At 62.8% G+C, this 17152-nt stretch carries 19 protein-coding genes and 1 pseudogene; 13 read left to right on the top strand and 7 right to left on the bottom strand.

Annotated elements, in window-relative coordinates; translation table 11 throughout:
- The coding region (locus AACR77_RS20750) for a HAMP domain-containing protein (RefSeq protein WP_042881554.1) at positions 1–652 on the bottom strand (652 nt) is incomplete at its 3' end.
- 100 nt (positions 653–752) lie between these two features.
- Between AACR77_RS20750 and AACR77_RS20745 the strand changes: the two genes are divergently transcribed.
- The 9 genes from AACR77_RS20745 to AACR77_RS20705 all read left to right on the top strand — a co-directional run bounded on the left by AACR77_RS20745 (position 753) and on the right by AACR77_RS20705 (position 10440).
- Positions 753–1505, top strand: coding sequence for a potassium channel family protein (locus tag AACR77_RS20745; RefSeq protein ID WP_029314808.1), 753 nt, complete (start codon positions 753–755; stop codon positions 1503–1505).
- Between the two features lie 152 nt (positions 1506–1657).
- The gene (locus tag AACR77_RS20740) at positions 1658–2263 is read left to right on the top strand and encodes a TIGR04211 family SH3 domain-containing protein (protein WP_010675664.1); all 606 of its coding nucleotides are present in this window, start codon (positions 1658–1660) and stop codon (positions 2261–2263) included.
- Between the two features lie 168 nt (positions 2264–2431).
- On the top strand, positions 2432–3211 hold the full coding sequence (gene nudC / locus AACR77_RS20735) for an NAD(+) diphosphatase (protein WP_042881551.1): 780 nt from the start codon (positions 2432–2434) through the stop codon (positions 3209–3211).
- Positions 3212–3350: 139 nt separating this feature from the next.
- Positions 3351–4418: a uroporphyrinogen decarboxylase gene (hemE, locus tag AACR77_RS20730; RefSeq protein ID WP_010675662.1), complete on the top strand. Its 1068-nt coding sequence runs from the start codon at positions 3351–3353 to the stop codon at positions 4416–4418.
- Positions 4419–4569: 151 nt separating this feature from the next.
- Positions 4570–5499, top strand: a complete 930-nt coding sequence (locus AACR77_RS20725) for an ROK family protein (protein ID WP_042881550.1) — start codon at positions 4570–4572, stop codon at positions 5497–5499.
- Between the two features lie 50 nt (positions 5500–5549).
- The gene (gene epd / locus AACR77_RS20720; protein WP_042881548.1) at positions 5550–6560 is read left to right on the top strand and encodes an erythrose-4-phosphate dehydrogenase; all 1011 of its coding nucleotides are present in this window, start codon (positions 5550–5552) and stop codon (positions 6558–6560) included.
- Between the two features lie 66 nt (positions 6561–6626).
- Positions 6627–7790 (top strand): phosphoglycerate kinase, encoded by a 1164-nt coding sequence (locus AACR77_RS20715; RefSeq protein ID WP_039040546.1) that lies wholly within the window; start codon positions 6627–6629, stop codon positions 7788–7790.
- A gap of 115 nt (positions 7791–7905) precedes the next feature.
- Positions 7906–8985 carry a class II fructose-bisphosphate aldolase gene (gene fbaA, locus AACR77_RS20710; RefSeq protein ID WP_010675658.1) on the top strand — a complete coding sequence of 360 codons (1080 nt, stop codon included), beginning with the start codon at positions 7906–7908 and terminating at the stop codon, positions 8983–8985.
- A gap of 153 nt (positions 8986–9138) precedes the next feature.
- Positions 9139–10440, top strand: a complete 1302-nt coding sequence (locus AACR77_RS20705; RefSeq protein ID WP_039040545.1) for an NAD(P)/FAD-dependent oxidoreductase — start codon at positions 9139–9141, stop codon at positions 10438–10440.
- 18 nt (positions 10441–10458) lie between these two features.
- Here the strand turns inward: AACR77_RS20705 and AACR77_RS20700 are convergent, their stop codons facing one another.
- The 4 genes from AACR77_RS20700 to cutA form a co-directional block, all read right to left on the bottom strand.
- Positions 10459–10884: a hypothetical protein gene (locus AACR77_RS20700; protein ID WP_042881546.1), complete on the bottom strand. Its 426-nt coding sequence runs from the start codon at positions 10882–10884 to the stop codon at positions 10459–10461.
- Positions 10885–10970: 86 nt separating this feature from the next.
- Positions 10971–11423, bottom strand: coding sequence for a GNAT family N-acetyltransferase (locus tag AACR77_RS20695; protein ID WP_052224802.1), 453 nt, complete (start codon positions 11421–11423; stop codon positions 10971–10973).
- A 63-nt stretch (positions 11424–11486) separates the two neighbouring features.
- Complete coding sequence (locus tag AACR77_RS20690; RefSeq protein WP_042881544.1) at positions 11487–13265, bottom strand: protein-disulfide reductase DsbD; 1779 nt, start codon at positions 13263–13265, stop codon at positions 11487–11489.
- Positions 13262–13579 carry a divalent-cation tolerance protein CutA gene (gene cutA / locus AACR77_RS20685; protein ID WP_010675653.1) on the bottom strand — a complete coding sequence of 106 codons (318 nt, stop codon included), beginning with the start codon at positions 13577–13579 and terminating at the stop codon, positions 13262–13264. Before cutA ends, AACR77_RS20690 begins: the two co-directional genes overlap by 4 nt.
- A gap of 183 nt (positions 13580–13762) precedes the next feature.
- On the opposite strand from cutA, the gene AACR77_RS20680 reads away from it, so the two are divergent.
- On the top strand, positions 13763–14104 hold the full coding sequence (locus AACR77_RS20680) for a hypothetical protein (RefSeq protein WP_042881543.1): 342 nt from the start codon (positions 13763–13765) through the stop codon (positions 14102–14104).
- Positions 14105–14174: 70 nt separating this feature from the next.
- Here AACR77_RS20680 and AACR77_RS20675 read toward each other — a convergent pair whose 3' ends face one another.
- Positions 14175–14612, bottom strand: a complete 438-nt coding sequence (locus tag AACR77_RS20675) for a PACE efflux transporter (protein ID WP_039040541.1) — start codon at positions 14610–14612, stop codon at positions 14175–14177.
- Between the two features lie 124 nt (positions 14613–14736).
- On the opposite strand from AACR77_RS20675, the gene AACR77_RS20670 reads away from it, so the two are divergent.
- A complete protein-coding gene (locus AACR77_RS20670) occupies positions 14737–15618 on the top strand; it encodes a LysR family transcriptional regulator (protein WP_042881541.1) in 882 nt (293 codons plus the stop codon).
- A 7-nt stretch (positions 15619–15625) separates the two neighbouring features.
- Here AACR77_RS20670 and ygfZ read toward each other — a convergent pair whose 3' ends face one another.
- Positions 15626–16537 (bottom strand): tRNA-modifying protein YgfZ, encoded by a 912-nt coding sequence (gene ygfZ, locus AACR77_RS20665; RefSeq protein ID WP_042881539.1) that lies wholly within the window; start codon positions 16535–16537, stop codon positions 15626–15628.
- Positions 16538–16650: 113 nt separating this feature from the next.
- On the opposite strand from ygfZ, the gene AACR77_RS20660 reads away from it, so the two are divergent.
- Both AACR77_RS20660 and AACR77_RS20655 read left to right on the top strand, forming a co-directional pair.
- A complete protein-coding gene (locus AACR77_RS20660) occupies positions 16651–16920 on the top strand; it encodes an FAD assembly factor SdhE (protein WP_041213909.1) in 270 nt (89 codons plus the stop codon).
- Positions 16921–16978: 58 nt separating this feature from the next.
- Positions 16979–17152: pseudogene (locus tag AACR77_RS20655) on the top strand (protein YgfX); the annotation flags it as partial.

Raw genomic sequence — 17152 nt, 5'->3', positions numbered from 1 at the left:
CGGTAGCCGCCACGCAGCGGCTGCCCTCCTCGGCCAGCTGGCTGGTTTCGGCGGTGGCGTGGGACGCCTGCTCCGCGTGGTTGGCCACTTCTCGAATGGCACCCACCATCTGGCTCATGGCGCTGGCAAGCTGCTCAATCTGGGTGAACTCCTCGTTGATGGCCTCGTTCGCCTCATCCATGCAGAGAGTCACCTGGGAGGCGATCTCGTTGAGCTCCTTGCAGGCGGCACGCTGGGTCCCGAACACCTCCTTGAGGTTCTCCTGGGAGTGGGCTACCGCCTTGGCGATGTCGCCGAACTCGTCCCGGGACTTGAGCAGCACGCTGTGGCTGAGATCCTTGTTGGCGAAACGCTCCAGCAGCCCCACCAGGTAGTGGACCTGCTTGACCATGAGGCGGGAGCCGGTGAGCAGCAGCACCACGAAGACGACCCCCATGAGCGCCGTCTCCACCAGCCCGGTCCAGAGCAGGCGATCGGCGATGGTGTTGGCCATGGCGGCATCAATGCCCTCGCTGAGCAGGGTCGCTTCCAGGTTGCTGGCATCGAACCAGAGTTTGGCCAGCAGCAGCAGGGTGCTGAACACCATGAGCAGCACCACCTTGGGCACCAGTCGGATGTTGCTCATGCGCCTCTCCAGCGGGTTCAACTGCATAATTTTTCTCCTTTCAACGTCCATTATTCCTTTGCCGTCATAGCTATCGGCATTATCTTCCTTTTTATTAATTTGCACCGTGCTTAAAGTTGGAAAATGTATGCGACATCACTTAACTCATTTGCGTACCATGGATCTGCTGATGGGGTTTCTCTCCGTGATTTCGGTTTGCCTGGTGGCCGCTCGCTGGCTGGGGCACGGTGAACTGAGCCCCCAGACTTTGCAGCTCTTTTATGATGTCGACAGTCTGATCTGCTACTTCTTCCTCGCTCACTTCGCCTATGGCTGGGCGCGAGCCTCCGACAGGATGGCCTTCTTCAAGAGCAACTGGTTCTATCTGCCCGGCAGCCTGCCCATGGTGGAGCAACTGCGCTGGGCGCGGCTCATCCAGCTGTGGCGGGTCTACCAGTTGCTCCGGGACAGACCGGATCTGCTGGCCATGTTCCGTCGTGAACGCAACGAAACCACTCTCTCCGGCATTCTCTTCCTCTTCTTCCTGTTGCTGGGGGTCGGCTCCGGCGTCATGTACTGGCTGGAAACGGGGCAACCCGGCAGCCAGATCCAGACTCCTTACGATGCCTTCTGGTGGACGCTGGTGACCCTCTCTACCGTGGGGTACGGGGATCTGGTGCCCAAGACGGAGGAGGGGCGCTTCGTCGCCAGCCTGCTGATCCTCTTTGGTGTGGGGTTGTTTGGCGCCCTCAGCGGCTTCATGGCCAGCCTGTTCGTCCATCCCGGCAAGACCAACGACGACACCGCGGTGTGGCGACGCCAACAGAGCGAGCAGCAGGCGCAACTGCTCAAAGAGCTCAAGGCCCTGCGCGCCGAGGTGCAGGCGCTGAAACAGAAGTAGGTACGACGTCTGGAATGGTCGCGTCGTAAACCGGCGGCGCTGCGAGACAGCTCTCACTCGGGGAGATGGCGCTTTTCTTTGCTTGTCCTTTGACCCGCAGGCGGCTTAACATTCGGCCTGCAACCTAATCCAACGAAGAGAATCGATCGACCATGCGCGCCCTTCTCGGGATCCTGATCTGCTTGTGTGCCCAACAGGCACTGGCCGATACCCGCTATGTTTCAGACAACATCTTTACCTATATCCACAACGGTCCGGGTACCCAGTACCGGATCCTCGGCAGCGTCAAGGCCGGTGAGCCGCTGGAGGTCAAGGCGGTGAACCAGGAGGCCGGATTCACCCAGGTGGTGGACGGTCGTGGCCGCGAGGGCTGGATCAAGAACAGCGAGCTGCAGGGAGAGATCAGCCTGCGTGAACGCCTTCCCCAGGTTCAGAAAGAGCTGGACGAAGCCAAGGCCCGTCTGCTGAACCTCAATGGCGACAACGAGAAACGCTTCGCCGAGAAGGATGGCAAGATCGCCGAGCAGAGCAAGGAGATCGCCAGCCTCAAAGCCCGTCTGGACAGCCAGAGCGCCGAGATGAGCAGCCTCAAGGAACAGAACGACGCCCTGACCCAGAGCTATGACAACCGTGAGCACGACATGCAGATGGACTGGTTCATCCGTGGTGGTGCCATGGTGGGGGGCGGCATCCTGCTCGGGATCCTCCTGCCCATGCTCCCGCGCCGTCGCAAGAGCAGCGAGCGCTGGATGAACTGATCGCCCCGGCGGTCAACAGGATGAAAGGTCGCCAGAGGCGGCCTTTTTTCATGGCGTGCCTGGCGAGAAGAGGGCCATGTCGGGGGTCGCCATCGGCCCTTCCCGCTCGTAAGATGATGAGGCAAACGATCCTGTGCCGCGCGCATTCTCAACAAGAGCCTTCATCATATGTCATCAACTGAACAGGCCTTCTGGTTCGTGCTGGGGGGCGATCACCTCGTCCTGCTGGATGAACAGGGGCGCATTCCACAAGGGCCCCGCGCCGTTTTGCCCACCCATCTGCACACCGCCCCCTTCGAGCGTTTCGACGAGTGGGACGGCCAGCCTTGCCATCTGCTGGATCTGGGCGCTGAGGCGGAGACCGGGGCCATGGCCCCGCTGCGCCAGCTCATGGTGGCGGGGGACGAAGAGGGCTTTCGCCTCGCAGGACGGGCCTGGCAGCTCGCCACTTTTCGCCGTACCCATCGTTTCTGCGGTGAGTGCGGCGCCCCCATGACCCCGAGGGAAGGGGAGTGGGCCCAGGGGTGTCATCACGGCCATGTCGTCTATCCGCGCATCTCCCCCTGCATCATCGTCGCGGTGCGCAAGGGGCCGGCTATCTTGCTGGCAGCCCACCGCCGTCACTATCAGGCGGATGATCCCATGTATACCGTGCTGGCCGGCTTCGTGGAGGCAGGGGAGAATCTGGAGCAGTGCGTGGCGCGGGAGGTGTTCGAGGAGAGCGGCATCCGGGTGGCCAATGTGCGTTATGTGGCGAGCCAGCCCTGGCCCTTCCCCCACAGCCTGATGATGGGCTTCACCGCCGACTACGAGAGCGGCGAGATCCGGGTGCAGGATGACGAACTGGTGGCGGCAGGCTTCTTTGAGGCTGACCGGCTGCCGCGCTTGCCCCCTCATGGCACCATAGCGCGTCGGCTCATCGAACAGTGCCTCGCCGAGGCGCGTTGAGGGAAAACGGGGGCGCTTGTATGCGCCCCCTCACATCTTTGCACTCCTGCGGTGATGTGCGGCGTCAGGGTCGCCCTCAGCCTTGCACAAAGTGGTATCATGTCCGCCATTTTATGCGTGACATGACTCAGGAACTGGGATGAAAGAGCTGAAGAACGATCGATACCTGCGTGCCCTGCTGCGCCAGGAAGTGGACATGACCCCGGTATGGATGATGCGTCAGGCTGGCCGTTATCTGCCGGAATACAAGGCGACCCGCGCCGTTGCGGGGGATTTCATGTCCCTGTGTCGCAACGCCGAGCTGGCCTGTGAAGTCACTTTGCAGCCCCTGCGCCGCTATCCACTCGATGCCGCCATCCTCTTCTCCGACATCCTGACCGTGCCCGATGCCATGGGGCTGGGCCTCTACTTCGAACACGGGGAAGGCCCGCGCTTCGAGCGCCCGATCACCTCCATGGCCGACGTGCAGGCCCTGCCCATCCCGGATCCGGAAGACGAGCTCGGCTACGTGATGAATGCGGTGCGCACCATCCGCCGCGAGCTCAAGGGCGACGTGCCGCTCATCGGCTTCTCCGGCAGCCCCTGGACCCTGGCCACCTACATGGTGGAGGGGGGCAGCTCCAAGGCGTTCACCAAGATCAAGCAGATGATGTATGCAGAGCCGCAGACCCTGCACCTGCTGCTCGACAAGCTGGCGGACAGCGTGATTAGCTATCTCAACGCCCAGATCAGGGCGGGTGCCCAGGCGGTCATGGTGTTCGATACCTGGGGCGGCGTGCTCACCCCGCGGGATTACCGCGACTTTTCCCTGCAGTACATGCACAAGATCGTCGATGGCCTGATCCGTGAACATGAGGGCCGCCGTGTGCCGGTCACCCTGTTCACCAAGAACGGCGGCCAGTGGCTGGAGCAGATCGCCGCCACCGGCTGCGATGCCCTGGGGCTGGACTGGACCACCGACATCGCGGACGCCAAACGCCGGGTGGGCGACAAGGTGGCGCTGCAGGGCAACATGGATCCCTCCATGCTCTACGCCACCCCGGAGCGGATCCGCGAAGAGGTCGCCACCATTCTGGCCGGTTTCGGTCATGGCAACGGCCATGTCTTCAACCTGGGGCACGGCATCCATCAGGATGTGGACCCGGAACATGCTGGCGTGTTCGTCAACGCGGTGCATGAGCTCTCCGCCCGGTACCACGGTCGCTGAGCGCGGCAAACAGCGTGATGAACGGGGCCTGCGGGCCCCGTTTTGCTGTCCGTGACACAGGGGGCTGCATCCTGGTCGCGGCTCGGGTTACACTGCACCCCCATGTTGGCAGTCGTGGCCGGGATGGGGTCGTTGAGGGGCAGGAGGCTGGATGGAGAAGCGGGCGTGGGATTGGGGCATCGACCTTGGCGGGACCAAGTGCGAGTGCGTGGTGCTCGATGGCGACGAGGTGTTGCTGCGCCACCGCATTCCCACTGAACGGCGCGGCGGCTACCAGCACATGCTGGGCCAGATCGCCAAACTGGTGGACGAGTGTGCCGCCAAACTCGGTCAGCGTCCTGCACTCATCGGCATGGGGACGCCAGGGGCCCGGGACCCCCAGACCGGGCTGCTGAAAAACAGCAACACCACCGAGTTCAACGGCAAGCCGCTCAAGGAAGATCTTGAGCGCAGGCTGGGCGTCCCCGTGCTCATCGCCAACGACGCCAACTGTTTTGCCCTGGCGGAAACCCATCTGGGGGCGGTGCGCCAGCAGCATCCCGATGCAAAAGTGGTGTTTGGCATCATCATGGGCACCGGGGTCGGGGCCGGCATCGTCATCAACGGCCAGATCCTCAACGGTCACCACGGCATCGCCGGGGAGTGGGGGCACAACGTCCTGTTGCCGGAGGGGCCAGAGTGCTACTGCGGCAAGCGCGGCTGCGTCGAAACCCTCATCAGCGGCCCGGCGCTGGAGGCCTGGTACGAGGCCAGGACCAAACGCCGCCTCTCGCTCGCCCAGATTGCTGCGGCCAGTGCCCATGATCACGTCGCCAGGCTCACCATGGACAGGTTGCACCTGCTGTTCGGCCAGGCCCTCGCCAACGTGATCAATATTCTCGATCCGGACGTCATCGTCATCGGTGGCGGCGTGGGCAATGTGCAGAGCCTCTATCGCGCCGGGCGCGAAACGGTATTGCCCTTTCTGTTCAACCCCCGTTTCGCCACCCCCATGATAGCGCCGGCCCTGGGGGACAGCGCCGGGGTATTCGGTGCCGCACTGCTGGCCCGCGGCGTCTTTCGCGAGGCACTGCTCTCGTGAGTCGCCCCTTCCTCCCATCCCTTTGTCGCAGCTAAGGACACAACGTTTCCATGATCAAGATTGCCATCAACGGCTATGGCCGCATCGGCCGCAACGTGCTGCGGGCCCTCTACGAGAGCGGCCGCGACAAGATCATCAAGATAGTGGCCATCAACGAGCTGGCGGCCCCCGAGGCCATGGTGCACCTGACCCGCTTCGACACCAGCCACGGCCGCTTCCGCTATCCGGTGCAGCTGGCGGGCAACAGCATGCAGGTGGGGGAGGATCTCATCGCCCTGTTTGCCGAGCGGGATCCGTCGAACTTGCCGTGGCGGGCGCTGGGGGTGGACGTGGTGCTGGACTGCACCGGGGTGTTTGGCTCCCGGGCCGATGCCGAGCTGCATCTGGGGGCGGGAGCGGGCAAGGTGCTCTTCTCCCATCCGGCGGATGCGGACGTGGATGCAACCATCGTCTACGGGGTCAACCACCAGGTGCTGACCGGGCGGGAGCGGATCGTCTCCAACGCCTCCTGCACCACCAACTGCGTGGTCCCCGTCATCGAAACATTGCATCGAGAATTCGAGATAAATTGTGGTACTATTACGACAATTCATTCGGCCATGCACGATCAGCAAGTCATCGATGCCTATCACGGCGACTTGCGCAGAACCCGGGCAGCCAGCCAGTCCATCATCCCGGTGGACACCAAGCTGGCAAAGGGGTTGGAACGTATCCTTCCCCACTTCGCCGGCAAGTTCGAGGCGATCGCGGTGCGGGTACCCACCATCAATGTAACCGCCATGGATCTGAGCATTACTGTTCGTAAAAAAGTGACAGTTAGTGACGTAAATCAAGCCCTGCAACGGGCATCCAGAGGTACATTACACGGTATTCTGGACTACACGGAAGAGCCACTGGTCTCCGTAGACTTTAATCATGATGCACACTCCTGCATCATTGATGGTACCCAGACTCGGGTCAGCGATGCCAACCTCGTCAAGATGTTGATGTGGTGCGATAACGAATGGGGCTTCGCCAACCGCATGCTGGATACCACCCGGGCCATGATGGCCGCAGGCTGAAAGTCTGCACCGGGCGCAAGGTTACTGTTTTTTTAACATTACCTGAAAATATATAGAGGACTGAATATGTCTGTTATCAAGATGACCGACCTGGATCTGGCGGGCAAACGCGTTCTGATCCGTGCTGACCTGAACGTGCCGGTAAAAGACGGCAAGGTCACTTCCGATGCACGTATCGTTGCGACTCTGCCGACCATCAAGCTGGCTCTGGAAAAGGGCGCCAAGCTGATGATCACCTCCCACCTGGGTCGTCCGACCGAGGGTGAATACAACGAAGAATTCTCCCTGGCTCCGGTTGTCAACTATCTGAAAGACGCACTGTCCTGCCCGGTTCGTCTGGCCAAAGACTACCTGGATGGCGTAGACGTCGCCGCCGGTGAGCTGGTTGTGCTGGAAAACTGCCGTTTCAACAAAGGCGAGAAGAAGAACACCGAAGAGCTGGCCAAAAAATACGCCGCCCTGTGTGACGTCTTTGTAATGGATGCGTTCGGTACTGCTCACCGTGCCGAAGGCTCCACCTACGGTGTGGCCCAGTTCGCGCCGGTTGCCTGTGCAGGCCCCCTGCTGGCCGGTGAGCTGGAAGCCCTGGGCAAAGCCATGCTCAAGCCCGAGCGCCCCATGGTTGCCATCGTGGGTGGCTCCAAGGTCTCCACCAAGCTGACCGTGCTGGAATCCCTCTCCAAGATCGCTGACCAGCTGGTGGTCGGTGGTGGCATCGCCAACACCTTCATCGCTGCTGCCGGTCACAACGTCGGCAAGTCCCTGTGCGAGCACGACCTGATCGACACCGCCAAGAAACTGGCTGCCGAAACCAACATTCCGGTGACCACCGACGTGGTTGTGGGTAGCGAATTCTCCGAATCCACCCCGGCCACCATCAAGTCCGTGTCCGACGTGACTGACGGCGACATGATCTTCGACATCGGTCCGGATTCTGCCAAGGCCCTGGCCGACATCATCATGAACGCCAAGACCATCCTGTGGAACGGCCCGGTCGGCGTGTTCGAGTTCGACCAGTTCGCTGAAGGCACCAAGGTGATCGCCGAAGCCATCGCCGCTTCCCCGGCCTTCTCCATCGCTGGCGGTGGTGACACCCTGGCTGCCATCGACAAGTTCGGCATCGCCGACAAGGTCTCCTACATCTCCACCGGCGGCGGCGCCTTCCTGGAGTTCGTAGAAGGCAAGGTACTGCCGGCTGTCGCGATTCTCGAAGAGCGCGCCAAAGCCTAATTGACCCGGGACGGGGGGCAAAAGCCTCCCGTTTCGTTTATCATGTGGCCGCTGTGCCGGTTCATGATGAACCCCCCACTTTTTATTAACGGCATACGAGACAGGACGATTAAACATGTCTAAGAAAATTTTCGACTTCGTAAAACCCGGCGTGATCACTGGTGATGACGTTCAGAAAGTGTTCGCCATCGCCAAGGAAAACGGCTTCGCTCTGCCGGCCGTCAACTGCGTCGGTACCGACTCCGTGAACGCCGTGCTGGAAGCTGCTGCCAAGGTCAAAGCCCCGGTTATCGTACAGTTCTCCAACGGTGGTGCCGTGTTCACCGCCGGCAAGGGTCTGAAGCTGGAAGGCCAGCAAGCTGCCATCCTGGGTGCCATCTCCGGTGCCAAGCATGTGCACGCCGTTGCCGAAGCCTACGGTGTACCGGTGATCCTGCACACCGACCACGCCGCCAAGAAGCTGCTGCCGTGGATCGACGGTCTGCTGGACGCGGGCGAGAAGCACTTTGCCGAAACCGGCAAGCCGCTGTTCTCCTCCCACATGCTGGATCTGTCCGAAGAGTCTCTGGAAGAGAACATCGACATCTGCTGCGAGTACCTGACCCGCATGGCCAAGATGAACATGACTCTGGAGCTGGAACTGGGCTGCACCGGCGGTGAAGAAGACGGCGTGGACAACAGCCACCTGGACCAATCCTCCCTGTACACCCAGCCGGAAGACGTGGCCTACGCCTACGAGCGTCTGTCCAAGATCAGCCCGCGCTTCACCATCGCTGCCTCCTTCGGCAACGTGCACGGTGTGTACAAGCCGGGTAACGTCAAGCTGACTCCGAAGATCCTGGACAACTCCCAGAAGTACGTCTCCGAGAAGTTCGGTCTGCCTGCCAAGTCCCTGGACTTCGTGTTCCACGGTGGCTCCGGCTCTACCCTGGAAGAGATCCGCGAATCCATCTCCTACGGCGTGGTGAAGATGAACATCGACACCGACACCCAGTGGGCGACCTGGGAAGGTGTGCTGAACTTCTACAAGTCCAACGAAGCCTACCTGCAAGGCCAGCTGGGCAACCCGGAAGGTGCCGACAAGCCGAACAAGAAGTTCTACGATCCGCGCGTATGGCTGCGTGCCGGTCAGACTTCCATGATCGCGCGTCTGGAGAAGGCCTTCTCCGACCTGAACGCCATCGACGTACTGTAATTCGCAGCACCTTGATTGCATGAAAAGGCGCCCTTCGGGGCGCCTTTTGCATTTCTGTGATCCTGACGGGCTGGATTGGGGATGGGGGGCTGAGTATTATCGATGACACCCGTTTAATTTAGTAAACGAATGCAACCAGGCAGGATGCTGAGCATGCAGACAGGAAGACAGGGACATCAGGAACACACGGCCTCCTATTACGCGGCCACTCGCAACGACCATCGGCAGTGGCCCGAGCTCAGTGGTGAGCTGGATGCGGACGTCTGCGTCATCGGTGGCGGTTTCACCGGCCTCAACACCGCCATCAACCTGGCCGATGCCGGCTACAAGGTGGTGCTGCTGGAGGCGAACCGCATTGGCTGGGGAGCGTCGGGGCGCAACGGCGGCCAGCTGATCCGCGGCATCGGCCACGATACCAGCCAGTTTGCCCGCTGGATTGGCGAGGCGGGCGTGCGGGAGCTGGATCTCATGGGGATCGAAGCGGTGCAGCTGGTGCGCGAGCGGGTCGAGCGTTTCAATATCGAGTGCGATCTCACCTGGGGCTATTGCGATCTCGCCACCAAGGCGCGCCACCTGAGGGGGTTCGAGGAGGATGCCGAGCACCTGGCTAGCCTGGGTTACCGGCACGCACTGAAAATGGTGGCACGGGAGGAGATGCACACCGTGGTCGGGTCGGATCGCTATATCGGCGGGATGATCGACATGGGCTCCGGTCACCTGCATCCTCTCAACCTGGCCCTCGGCGAAGCGCGTGCGGCAGCCAGTCTCGGGGTCTCCCTGTTCGAACACTCAAGGGTGACCCACATCGATTACGGCGAGCGGGTCGAGGTGACCACGGCCCACGGCCGGGTCAGCGCGGACTACCTGGTGATCGGCTGCAACGCTTATCTGGGCGACCTCCAGCCCGATCTCGGGGGCAAGGTGCTGCCGGCGGGTTCCTACATTCTCGCCACCCAGGTACTGGAGAAGCGCCTGCGCCAGCGCTTGCTGCCACAGAACATGGCGGTGTGCGATCAGAATGTGGCGCTCGACTACTATCGGCTGTCGGCGGACGGTCGCCTGCTGTTCGGCGGGGCCTGCAACTACTCGGGCCGTGACCCCCGCGATATCAAGGCCTTCATGCAGCCCAAGCTGCTGCGGGTTTTCCCCGAGCTCGCGGGTACCGCCATCGAGTTCCAGTGGGGGGGCATGATAGGCATAGGCGCCAACCGGCTGCCCCAGATAGGCCGCCTCGAGCAGCATCCCAACGTCTTCTATGCCCAGGCCTATTCGGGCCATGGCCTCAATGCCACCCACATGGCGGGCAAGCTGGTGGCGGAGGCGATCAAGGGGGAGAGCCGGGGCTTCGATCTCTTCAGCCGCGTCCCTCACATGACCTTCCCGGGTGGCCCGGCGCTGCGCTCTCCGTTGCTGGCGCTAGGGATGCTCTGGTATCGGCTGAAGGATCTGCTCTAGGGGGAGGGGGGCTCGGGATTATCCCTGCTGCGTCGCGTCTGGCTCGGCCAGGCGCCAGCCCTGCTCCGTCTTCATCATCCAGACCTGGGTCTCCTGCGCCAGGGCCTGGCCTGCCTCAAAGTCGCCATATTTGCGCTCGAGCTCCATGAGCCCCATCTCCTGCTGGAAGGGGCCGACCCTGTCATAGACGAGATCCTCGTCGTGCAGCACCTGCAACTGATCCAGTCCCTGCTTGAAGTGGAGCTGGTAGCTCACCTTGACCAGATAGACCCCCTCCATCCGCTCCTCCTTGCCGAGCACGGCGAAGTCGCGGATGTCGAACAGGTCAGCATCTGTGCCCGCCTGCAACCTGGCGGTGACCTGGCTCTGGATGGTCTCTTCATCGGGACCTGCGTTGCAGCCATAAAGCCAGAGGGCCAGCAGGGGGATGAACCACTTTTTCATCAAAACTCCGGATGATGCGAGACAGGAGGGGCAAAGTTTGCCACGGTACGGGCCAGATACAAGGGATAGCCAGAAAAATCAGCAGTCTATGGCAGGTCCGAGGTAAGGGGACGGCGAACGATGCAGGTCATGACCAGGGTATCGCCGCTGAACCCGGCGATCTGTTTGCGATCTACTTGCTGGAAGCCGTGCTTGGTCCAAAAATGCAGAGCTGGCAGGTTGGTTTCTATGACCCCGAGCCGCATGTTGGTGCAACCCCAGTTTGCCGCCATCTCCATGAGCCGTAGGACGACTTGGCTGCCGATGCCACGGCCTTGCCTGCACTCCTTCAACAGCAGCAGACCGAGATAGGCGGTATCCGGTGTGGGATAGCCACGGATGAGATCGACGCAGCCAAGCAATTCTTCCCCCTCCAGCACGGCCAGCACAAACTTGTCCTCTTGCCCCATCCCCGGTGGACAGACCTTGAGTATCTCTTCGGCATCCGCAGGGACAGGCCCCTTGCTTTCGGTCAGCCAGCTGTAGGCTGGGGCTGCCATGACAACTTCCTCCAGCCAGCCCCTGTGCTCTGGGTGAAACGCTGACAGACGCCGGAGCTCCATCTAGCGCAGCTTGTCCAGCTGGCCGAGAAATTCGGCAGGCCCCATGAAGCCGGTCACCCGCTGGCCGTTCACCTCGTTGCCATCGCGATCGAAGAAGATGAGGGTCGGCAATCCCAGCACGTTGAGGTCGTTGAGCAGATCCACATCGGCGTCGTCGTTGGCGGTGACGTCCGCCTGCAGCAGCACCATCTCGCTGAAGCGCGCCTGCACATCGGGGTCGCTGAAGGTCTTGTGCTCGAATTCCTTGCAGGCCACGCACCAGTCGGCGTAGAGATCCAGCAGCACCGGCTTGCCGCGGGCGGCGGCGAGCTGCACCTTGAGATCGTCCAGGGTCTTGATGCGGATGAATCGGGGGGCCTGGGTCTGGGCGGCGGCATTGGCCCCCTCGGGTGGCAGCAGCAGATCCTTGCCCACCACCACCAGACCCATCATCCCCAGCAGCAGGACGAAGCCGCCGAGGCTCTTGCCCACCGAATGGGCGCGATGCTGGTTGTGGTGATAGAGATAACCGCACAGCACCAGCCCCCAGCCGAGCCAGAGCAGGGTGGACATCTGGTCGCTCAGGAGCCTTGAGAGCAGCAGGATGGGTACCGCCAGCAGCGCAAAACCGAAGAGTTGCTTGATCACATCCATCCAGGCGCCGGCCCTGGGCAGCAGCTTGCCGCCAGAGGTGCCGAGCAAGAGCAGCGGCAGCCCCATGCCCAGGGAGAGGGCATAGAGGGCCGCACCGCCGAGCCAGAGATCGCCACTCTGGGCCACGTAGATGAGGGCCCCGGAGAGCGGCGCCGTGGTGCAGGGGGAGCAGACCAGTCCCGAGATCATGCCCATGATGGCGACGCCGGCCACGGATCCGCCCTGCTGGCGGTTGGAGAAGCCCGAGAGACGGGTTTGCAGGCTGCTCGGCAGTTGCAGGGTGTAGAGCCCGAACATGGAGAGGGCGAGCAGCACGAACATCACCGAGAGGCCGATGAGCACATAGGGGTGTTGAAGGGCCGCCTGGAATTGCAGGCCCGCCGAGGCGACGACGAGCCCGAGCAGGGTATAGGTGACCGCCATCCCCTGCACATAGACGAAGGAGAGCAGGAAGGCGCGACGGGTGGAGAGGCGATGCCCTGCCCCGGCGATGATCCCGGTCAGGATGGGATACATGGGGAAGACGCAGGGGGTGAAGGCGAGGCCGAGACCCAGGGCGAAGAAGGCGGCGACGCTGATCCAGAACCCCTGGCTGCCGAGGGCGGCCGCCAGCCTGTCCTGCTGGCTGCCCGGCACGTCGGTGGCCTGAAGGGGGGCCGCCGCTTCCGCCCGGGCGGGGGCGGCGAGGGGCCCGACGGCGATCCGCTTGTCGGTCGGTGGGTAGCAGAGTCCCTCGGTGCAGCCCTGGTAACTCAGGGTGAGGCTGGCCGCGTCCCCGACCCGGGTCAGTGCCACGGGGATCTGCACCTCCTGGTAATAGACCCGGCTCTTGCCGAAGAAGTCATCCTCGTGCTCGGTGCCGGGGGGCAGGACGGGCTCGTCGAAGGTGAGGTTCTCTCCCTTCACACGGATACTGTGGCGATAGAGGTAGTAGCCGTCGGCGATGCGTATCCGGAGCAGCAGCCGATCACCCTGTTGTTCGCTCTCGAGGGCGAAGGCCTGATCCACCTTGAGGAATCTGGGCTGGGTCTCGATGCCGAGGCTGCCGAGCAGATCCTGGCTGCTGGCCCGGGCGGGGGCCGTCGTCAGGACGCAGAGCAGGCCCAGCAGCATCAGCAGGAAGGAGAGGGGGCGAGAGGCGGTCATGAGGTCTCCTGTGTCAACCAGTCGAGATAGGCAGGGTGGCCCTGGCTTGCCGGGAGCGCCAGGATCTCCGGTACCTCGTAGGGATGGTGGGCGAGAATGCACTGGCGCAGGGGTTCGAACAGAGCGGCCCGACTCTTGATGACGAGCTGGATCTCCCGGGTTCGCTCCGTCTTGCCCTGCCAGCGATAGACGGAGGTGACCCCGGGCAGCTGGTTGATGCAGGCGGCGAGGCGCTGGTCGAGCAGCTGCTCGCAGAGGCGGTCTGCACTGGTCTCGTCGGGGCAGGTGCAGAGCACCAGAATGGCGTCGGTCATAGGGATGGACGGTCTCGGCAACGGGGCGCACGGGCCCCCTGGATCAGCCGTTACTATACCGGGCCGGGGGGCAAATAGCACCCGGCCCCCCGCACCCGGAATAAGTCATGCGCCCGAGATGGACGCTGTGAAAAGGACAGGGCAGAATGAGCGGGCTTGTTCCAATTCTACGTAAGGAAATGTATGACCCAACAGAATGAGCAGCAGAGAAACCGCATGTTGAGCCTGTTGCGCGAAGGCGAGCGTCGCATGCTGGTGCAGTTGGCGGGCCTGCTGCGTGCCAGCGTCGATGAGATCAACGCCGAGCTGGAGAAGGAGGAGCTGCTGTCGGCTCTGGAGCAGCCCGTCACGGTGGAGTATCTCAATGGCGTGGTGCAGCACCATCTGTTCGAGCGTCTGCACAAGGGGGACATGGTGGCGGCCCAGCGCATGCTGAACCAGTACCAGAGCGACCTCGAAGCCATGATGCGCCAGGAAACCAGGCAGGACGACACCCCGCCGGAAGAGGTCAAGGCCCAGGCCTGACCCCGCGAGGCCCTCTTCAGCACCATCATGCCATCGCATGATGGTGCCTCGCCCTTACCCCTCGAATCGCTTATCCCAGCGCCTTCTGCACCTGTCCCATGGGAATGGGGAACACCTTGTCGTAGCTCCAGTTGTAGACGAAGGCATAGACCAGGTAGAAGAGCACGAAGCCCATATCCAGCACCAGCGCCTCCAGCAGGCCGATGTCGAGCCACCAGGACATCACCGGCAGGGCCACGATCAGCAGGCCCCCCTCGAACCCCAGGGTATGCAGCACCCGCTGCCACAGCGCCTTGTGGGTGTGGCCCTGATAGCGCAGCAGCAGCTTGTCCACCCCGATGTTGTAGACATAGTTCCAGACGGTGGCGACCACCGAGAAGAACAGGGCCAGGGGGCCCATGTGGTTGAGCCCGACGCCGGTCACCCAGCTGGCCAGCGGGGCGGCGATCAGCAGGCCAATCAATTCGAAGCCGATGGCGTGGCGCAGGCGGTCACGGGTCGTACGCATGGTCTGTCTCTCTCTTTGGTCAGGGAATGGCGGCAATGTATCGCCAAAAGCGGATAGATTCACGTTGGTATCTATCGCTAAAATAGATAGATGTGACGACACAACAGCACGGCGGAGCAGGCTCATGACCCCTTCACTGGAACACTTCAAGGCATTGCTGGCGACGGCCGAGACCGGGTCGTTCTCGGCGGCGGCGCGCAGGCTGGGTAAGGCGCAGTCGGTGGTGAGTGCCGCCATCGCCAACCTGGAGATCGATCTCGGCCTTGCGCTGTTCGATCGCAGCGGCCGCTATCCCGTGCTGACCGAGGCGGGTGCCCGCATCTGTCAGGAGGCGGGGGTGCTGCTGGCCCAGAGCGAGCGACTGCAGGCCATCGCCGGCGAGCTGGCCAACGGCGTCGAGTCGCGCCTCACCCTGGCCATCGACGATGACTCCCACCTGCCCTGGCTTGGCTCCCTGCTGGAGGAGTTTGCCAGCCGCTACCCGGCGGTGGAGCTGGAGCTGCTGTTTCCGCTGATGGAGGACGTGACCGAGCTGCTCAAGAGTGGCCGTGCCCAGCTCGGCATCAGCTATCAGAAGGCGCACCCCGAGCGGGAGCTGGTCTCCCGCTCCCTGGGGACGGTCACCATGCCCCTGGTGGTCTCTCCGGATCACCCCCTGGCCCACAAGACGCCGTTGAAGGAGAGCGACCTGCAAGGGGCTCGCCAGTTGATGGTGACCGGACGGCGGGAGGGGACGGAGCGTCATCGCTTCCGTCTCTCGGCGCAAGTGTGGTGGGTGGAGGGGGATCTCGGGATCCTGGAGCTGGTGAAACTGGGGCTGGGATGGGCGGCGGTGCCCGAGTTTCTGCTGCACCGGCCCCTGGCGCGGGGGGAGCTGGTGGTGCTCAAGCCGGACTTCATCACCGAGGCGGAACTGGCGCTGGAGTTGCAGTGGTATCGCGCCCGCCCGCTCGGGCAGGCGGGGCGCTGGTTGCAGGAGGCACTGCTGGCGCGGGTGCCTCGCTAGGGGGGATTCAGTCGATCAACGCATAGGGCAGGGGTTGCAGACCGAGGCTGGAGCCCTCTTCCAGCTTGAGGCGGAAGCGGGCGTCGGCCTCGGTATCCTTGGGCAGCACGGCGGTGAGCCACACCTGACCCTGCTGCTGCCAGGCGTTGAGCACCAGACCGCTGCGGCGCCAGTTGTCACCGAGCTGGATCTCCAGGGTGTCACCGCTGGCCACCTGCGTTGCGGCAGTGCCGCTCAGCACGAAGAGTGCGCGGTTGTTGGCGCCGCGATACTTGGCGCGCGCCACCGTCTCCTGCCCCATGTAGCAGCCCTTGTTGAAGCTGATGCCATCAAGGGCTTGCAGGTTCAGCATCTGGGGGATGTATTCCCCCTGATGGACCGCTTCCAGATGGGGGAGACCGGCTTTGATTTCCAGCCCCCACCAGAGTCCTTCGTCGCCCACCGGCAGGTTCAGGGCCTGCGGGGATGTGCTCGCCAGCAGCCAGCGGTCCGCCTCCACCCTGACTGCCATGCCGCCCTCCACCAGACCGGTGCCGGTCAGCGCGAAGTGCTGTGCCATCCAGTCGTCCGTCCCCTGACCGGCCAGTCCGGTCAGGCTGCCCTGAAACTCGCCGATCTCGACCTTGGCAAAGATCGCAAACTTCTTGAGCTCCGGCAGCTGGCGGGCCAGCACCGAGGGCTTGGTCAGCATCAGCAGGCTGTCTTCCAGGCAGAGCAGGCGAAAATCGCTCCACAGCTTGCCCTTGGGATCGCAGTGGCCGCCGAGGGTGCTCTGGCCCGGTTGAAGGGCGTTGACGTCGCAGGTGACCTGACCTTGCAGATACTTGGCGCGATCCGGGCCGCCGAGGCGGGTGATGGCCAGATTGGTCAGGGAAAACAGGGTCGGCTCGGCAGGAAGAAGAGGGGTCGGCAGGCTCACGATGGGATTCCAGAGACAGAAAGTATGTGACCTGCATGGTAAAGACGTAAGGAATGTTTGTCAGCCGGAAAATCCTGCTGCTACCATTCCCCGGTCTTTGTAAGGAGAGTTCCATGTTGAACCCAAGTGAGAAGTCCCGCCTGAAGTGGGCCTGCCGTCGCGGCATGCTCGAGCTGGATGTGATCTTTATGCCCTTTTTTGAGCACGAGTTCGATGGCCTCGGCGAGGCCGAACAGCGCACCTTCATCCGCCTGCTGGAGTGCGAGGATCCCGAGCTGTTCCGCTGGTGCATGGGTCACGGCGTGCCCGAGGATCCCGATTTTGCCGCCATGATCCCCCTGATCCTCGAGCGCAACCAGGCCCGCCACGACAGCCTGCGCTGAGCCCGACTCGCGACCGCCACCCCTCATGGCCAGCCTCGCGTCTTCCCAGCGGGTAGTGATGCCCGTGATCGCCTCCCGCCAGCAGCGTCTGCTGCTGTGCATCCTGTTTCTGTTGCTGCTCTTGCCCGTCGCCAGCCTGATCCAGGGCTGGCAATGGGGGCTGTTCCTCCCTGTCTGGGGGCTGAGTCTGTGGCGCGCGTTGCGCCGCCATCCGGCGGCGAGCGGCGTGCTC

The organism is Aeromonas sp. ZOR0002 (genome assembly GCF_963866995.1).
GTDB lineage: Bacteria > Pseudomonadota > Gammaproteobacteria > Enterobacterales > Aeromonadaceae > Aeromonas > Aeromonas caviae.
The sequence above is the reverse complement of the archived record's forward strand: the minus strand, read 5'-3'. Positions and strand labels throughout refer to the sequence as shown.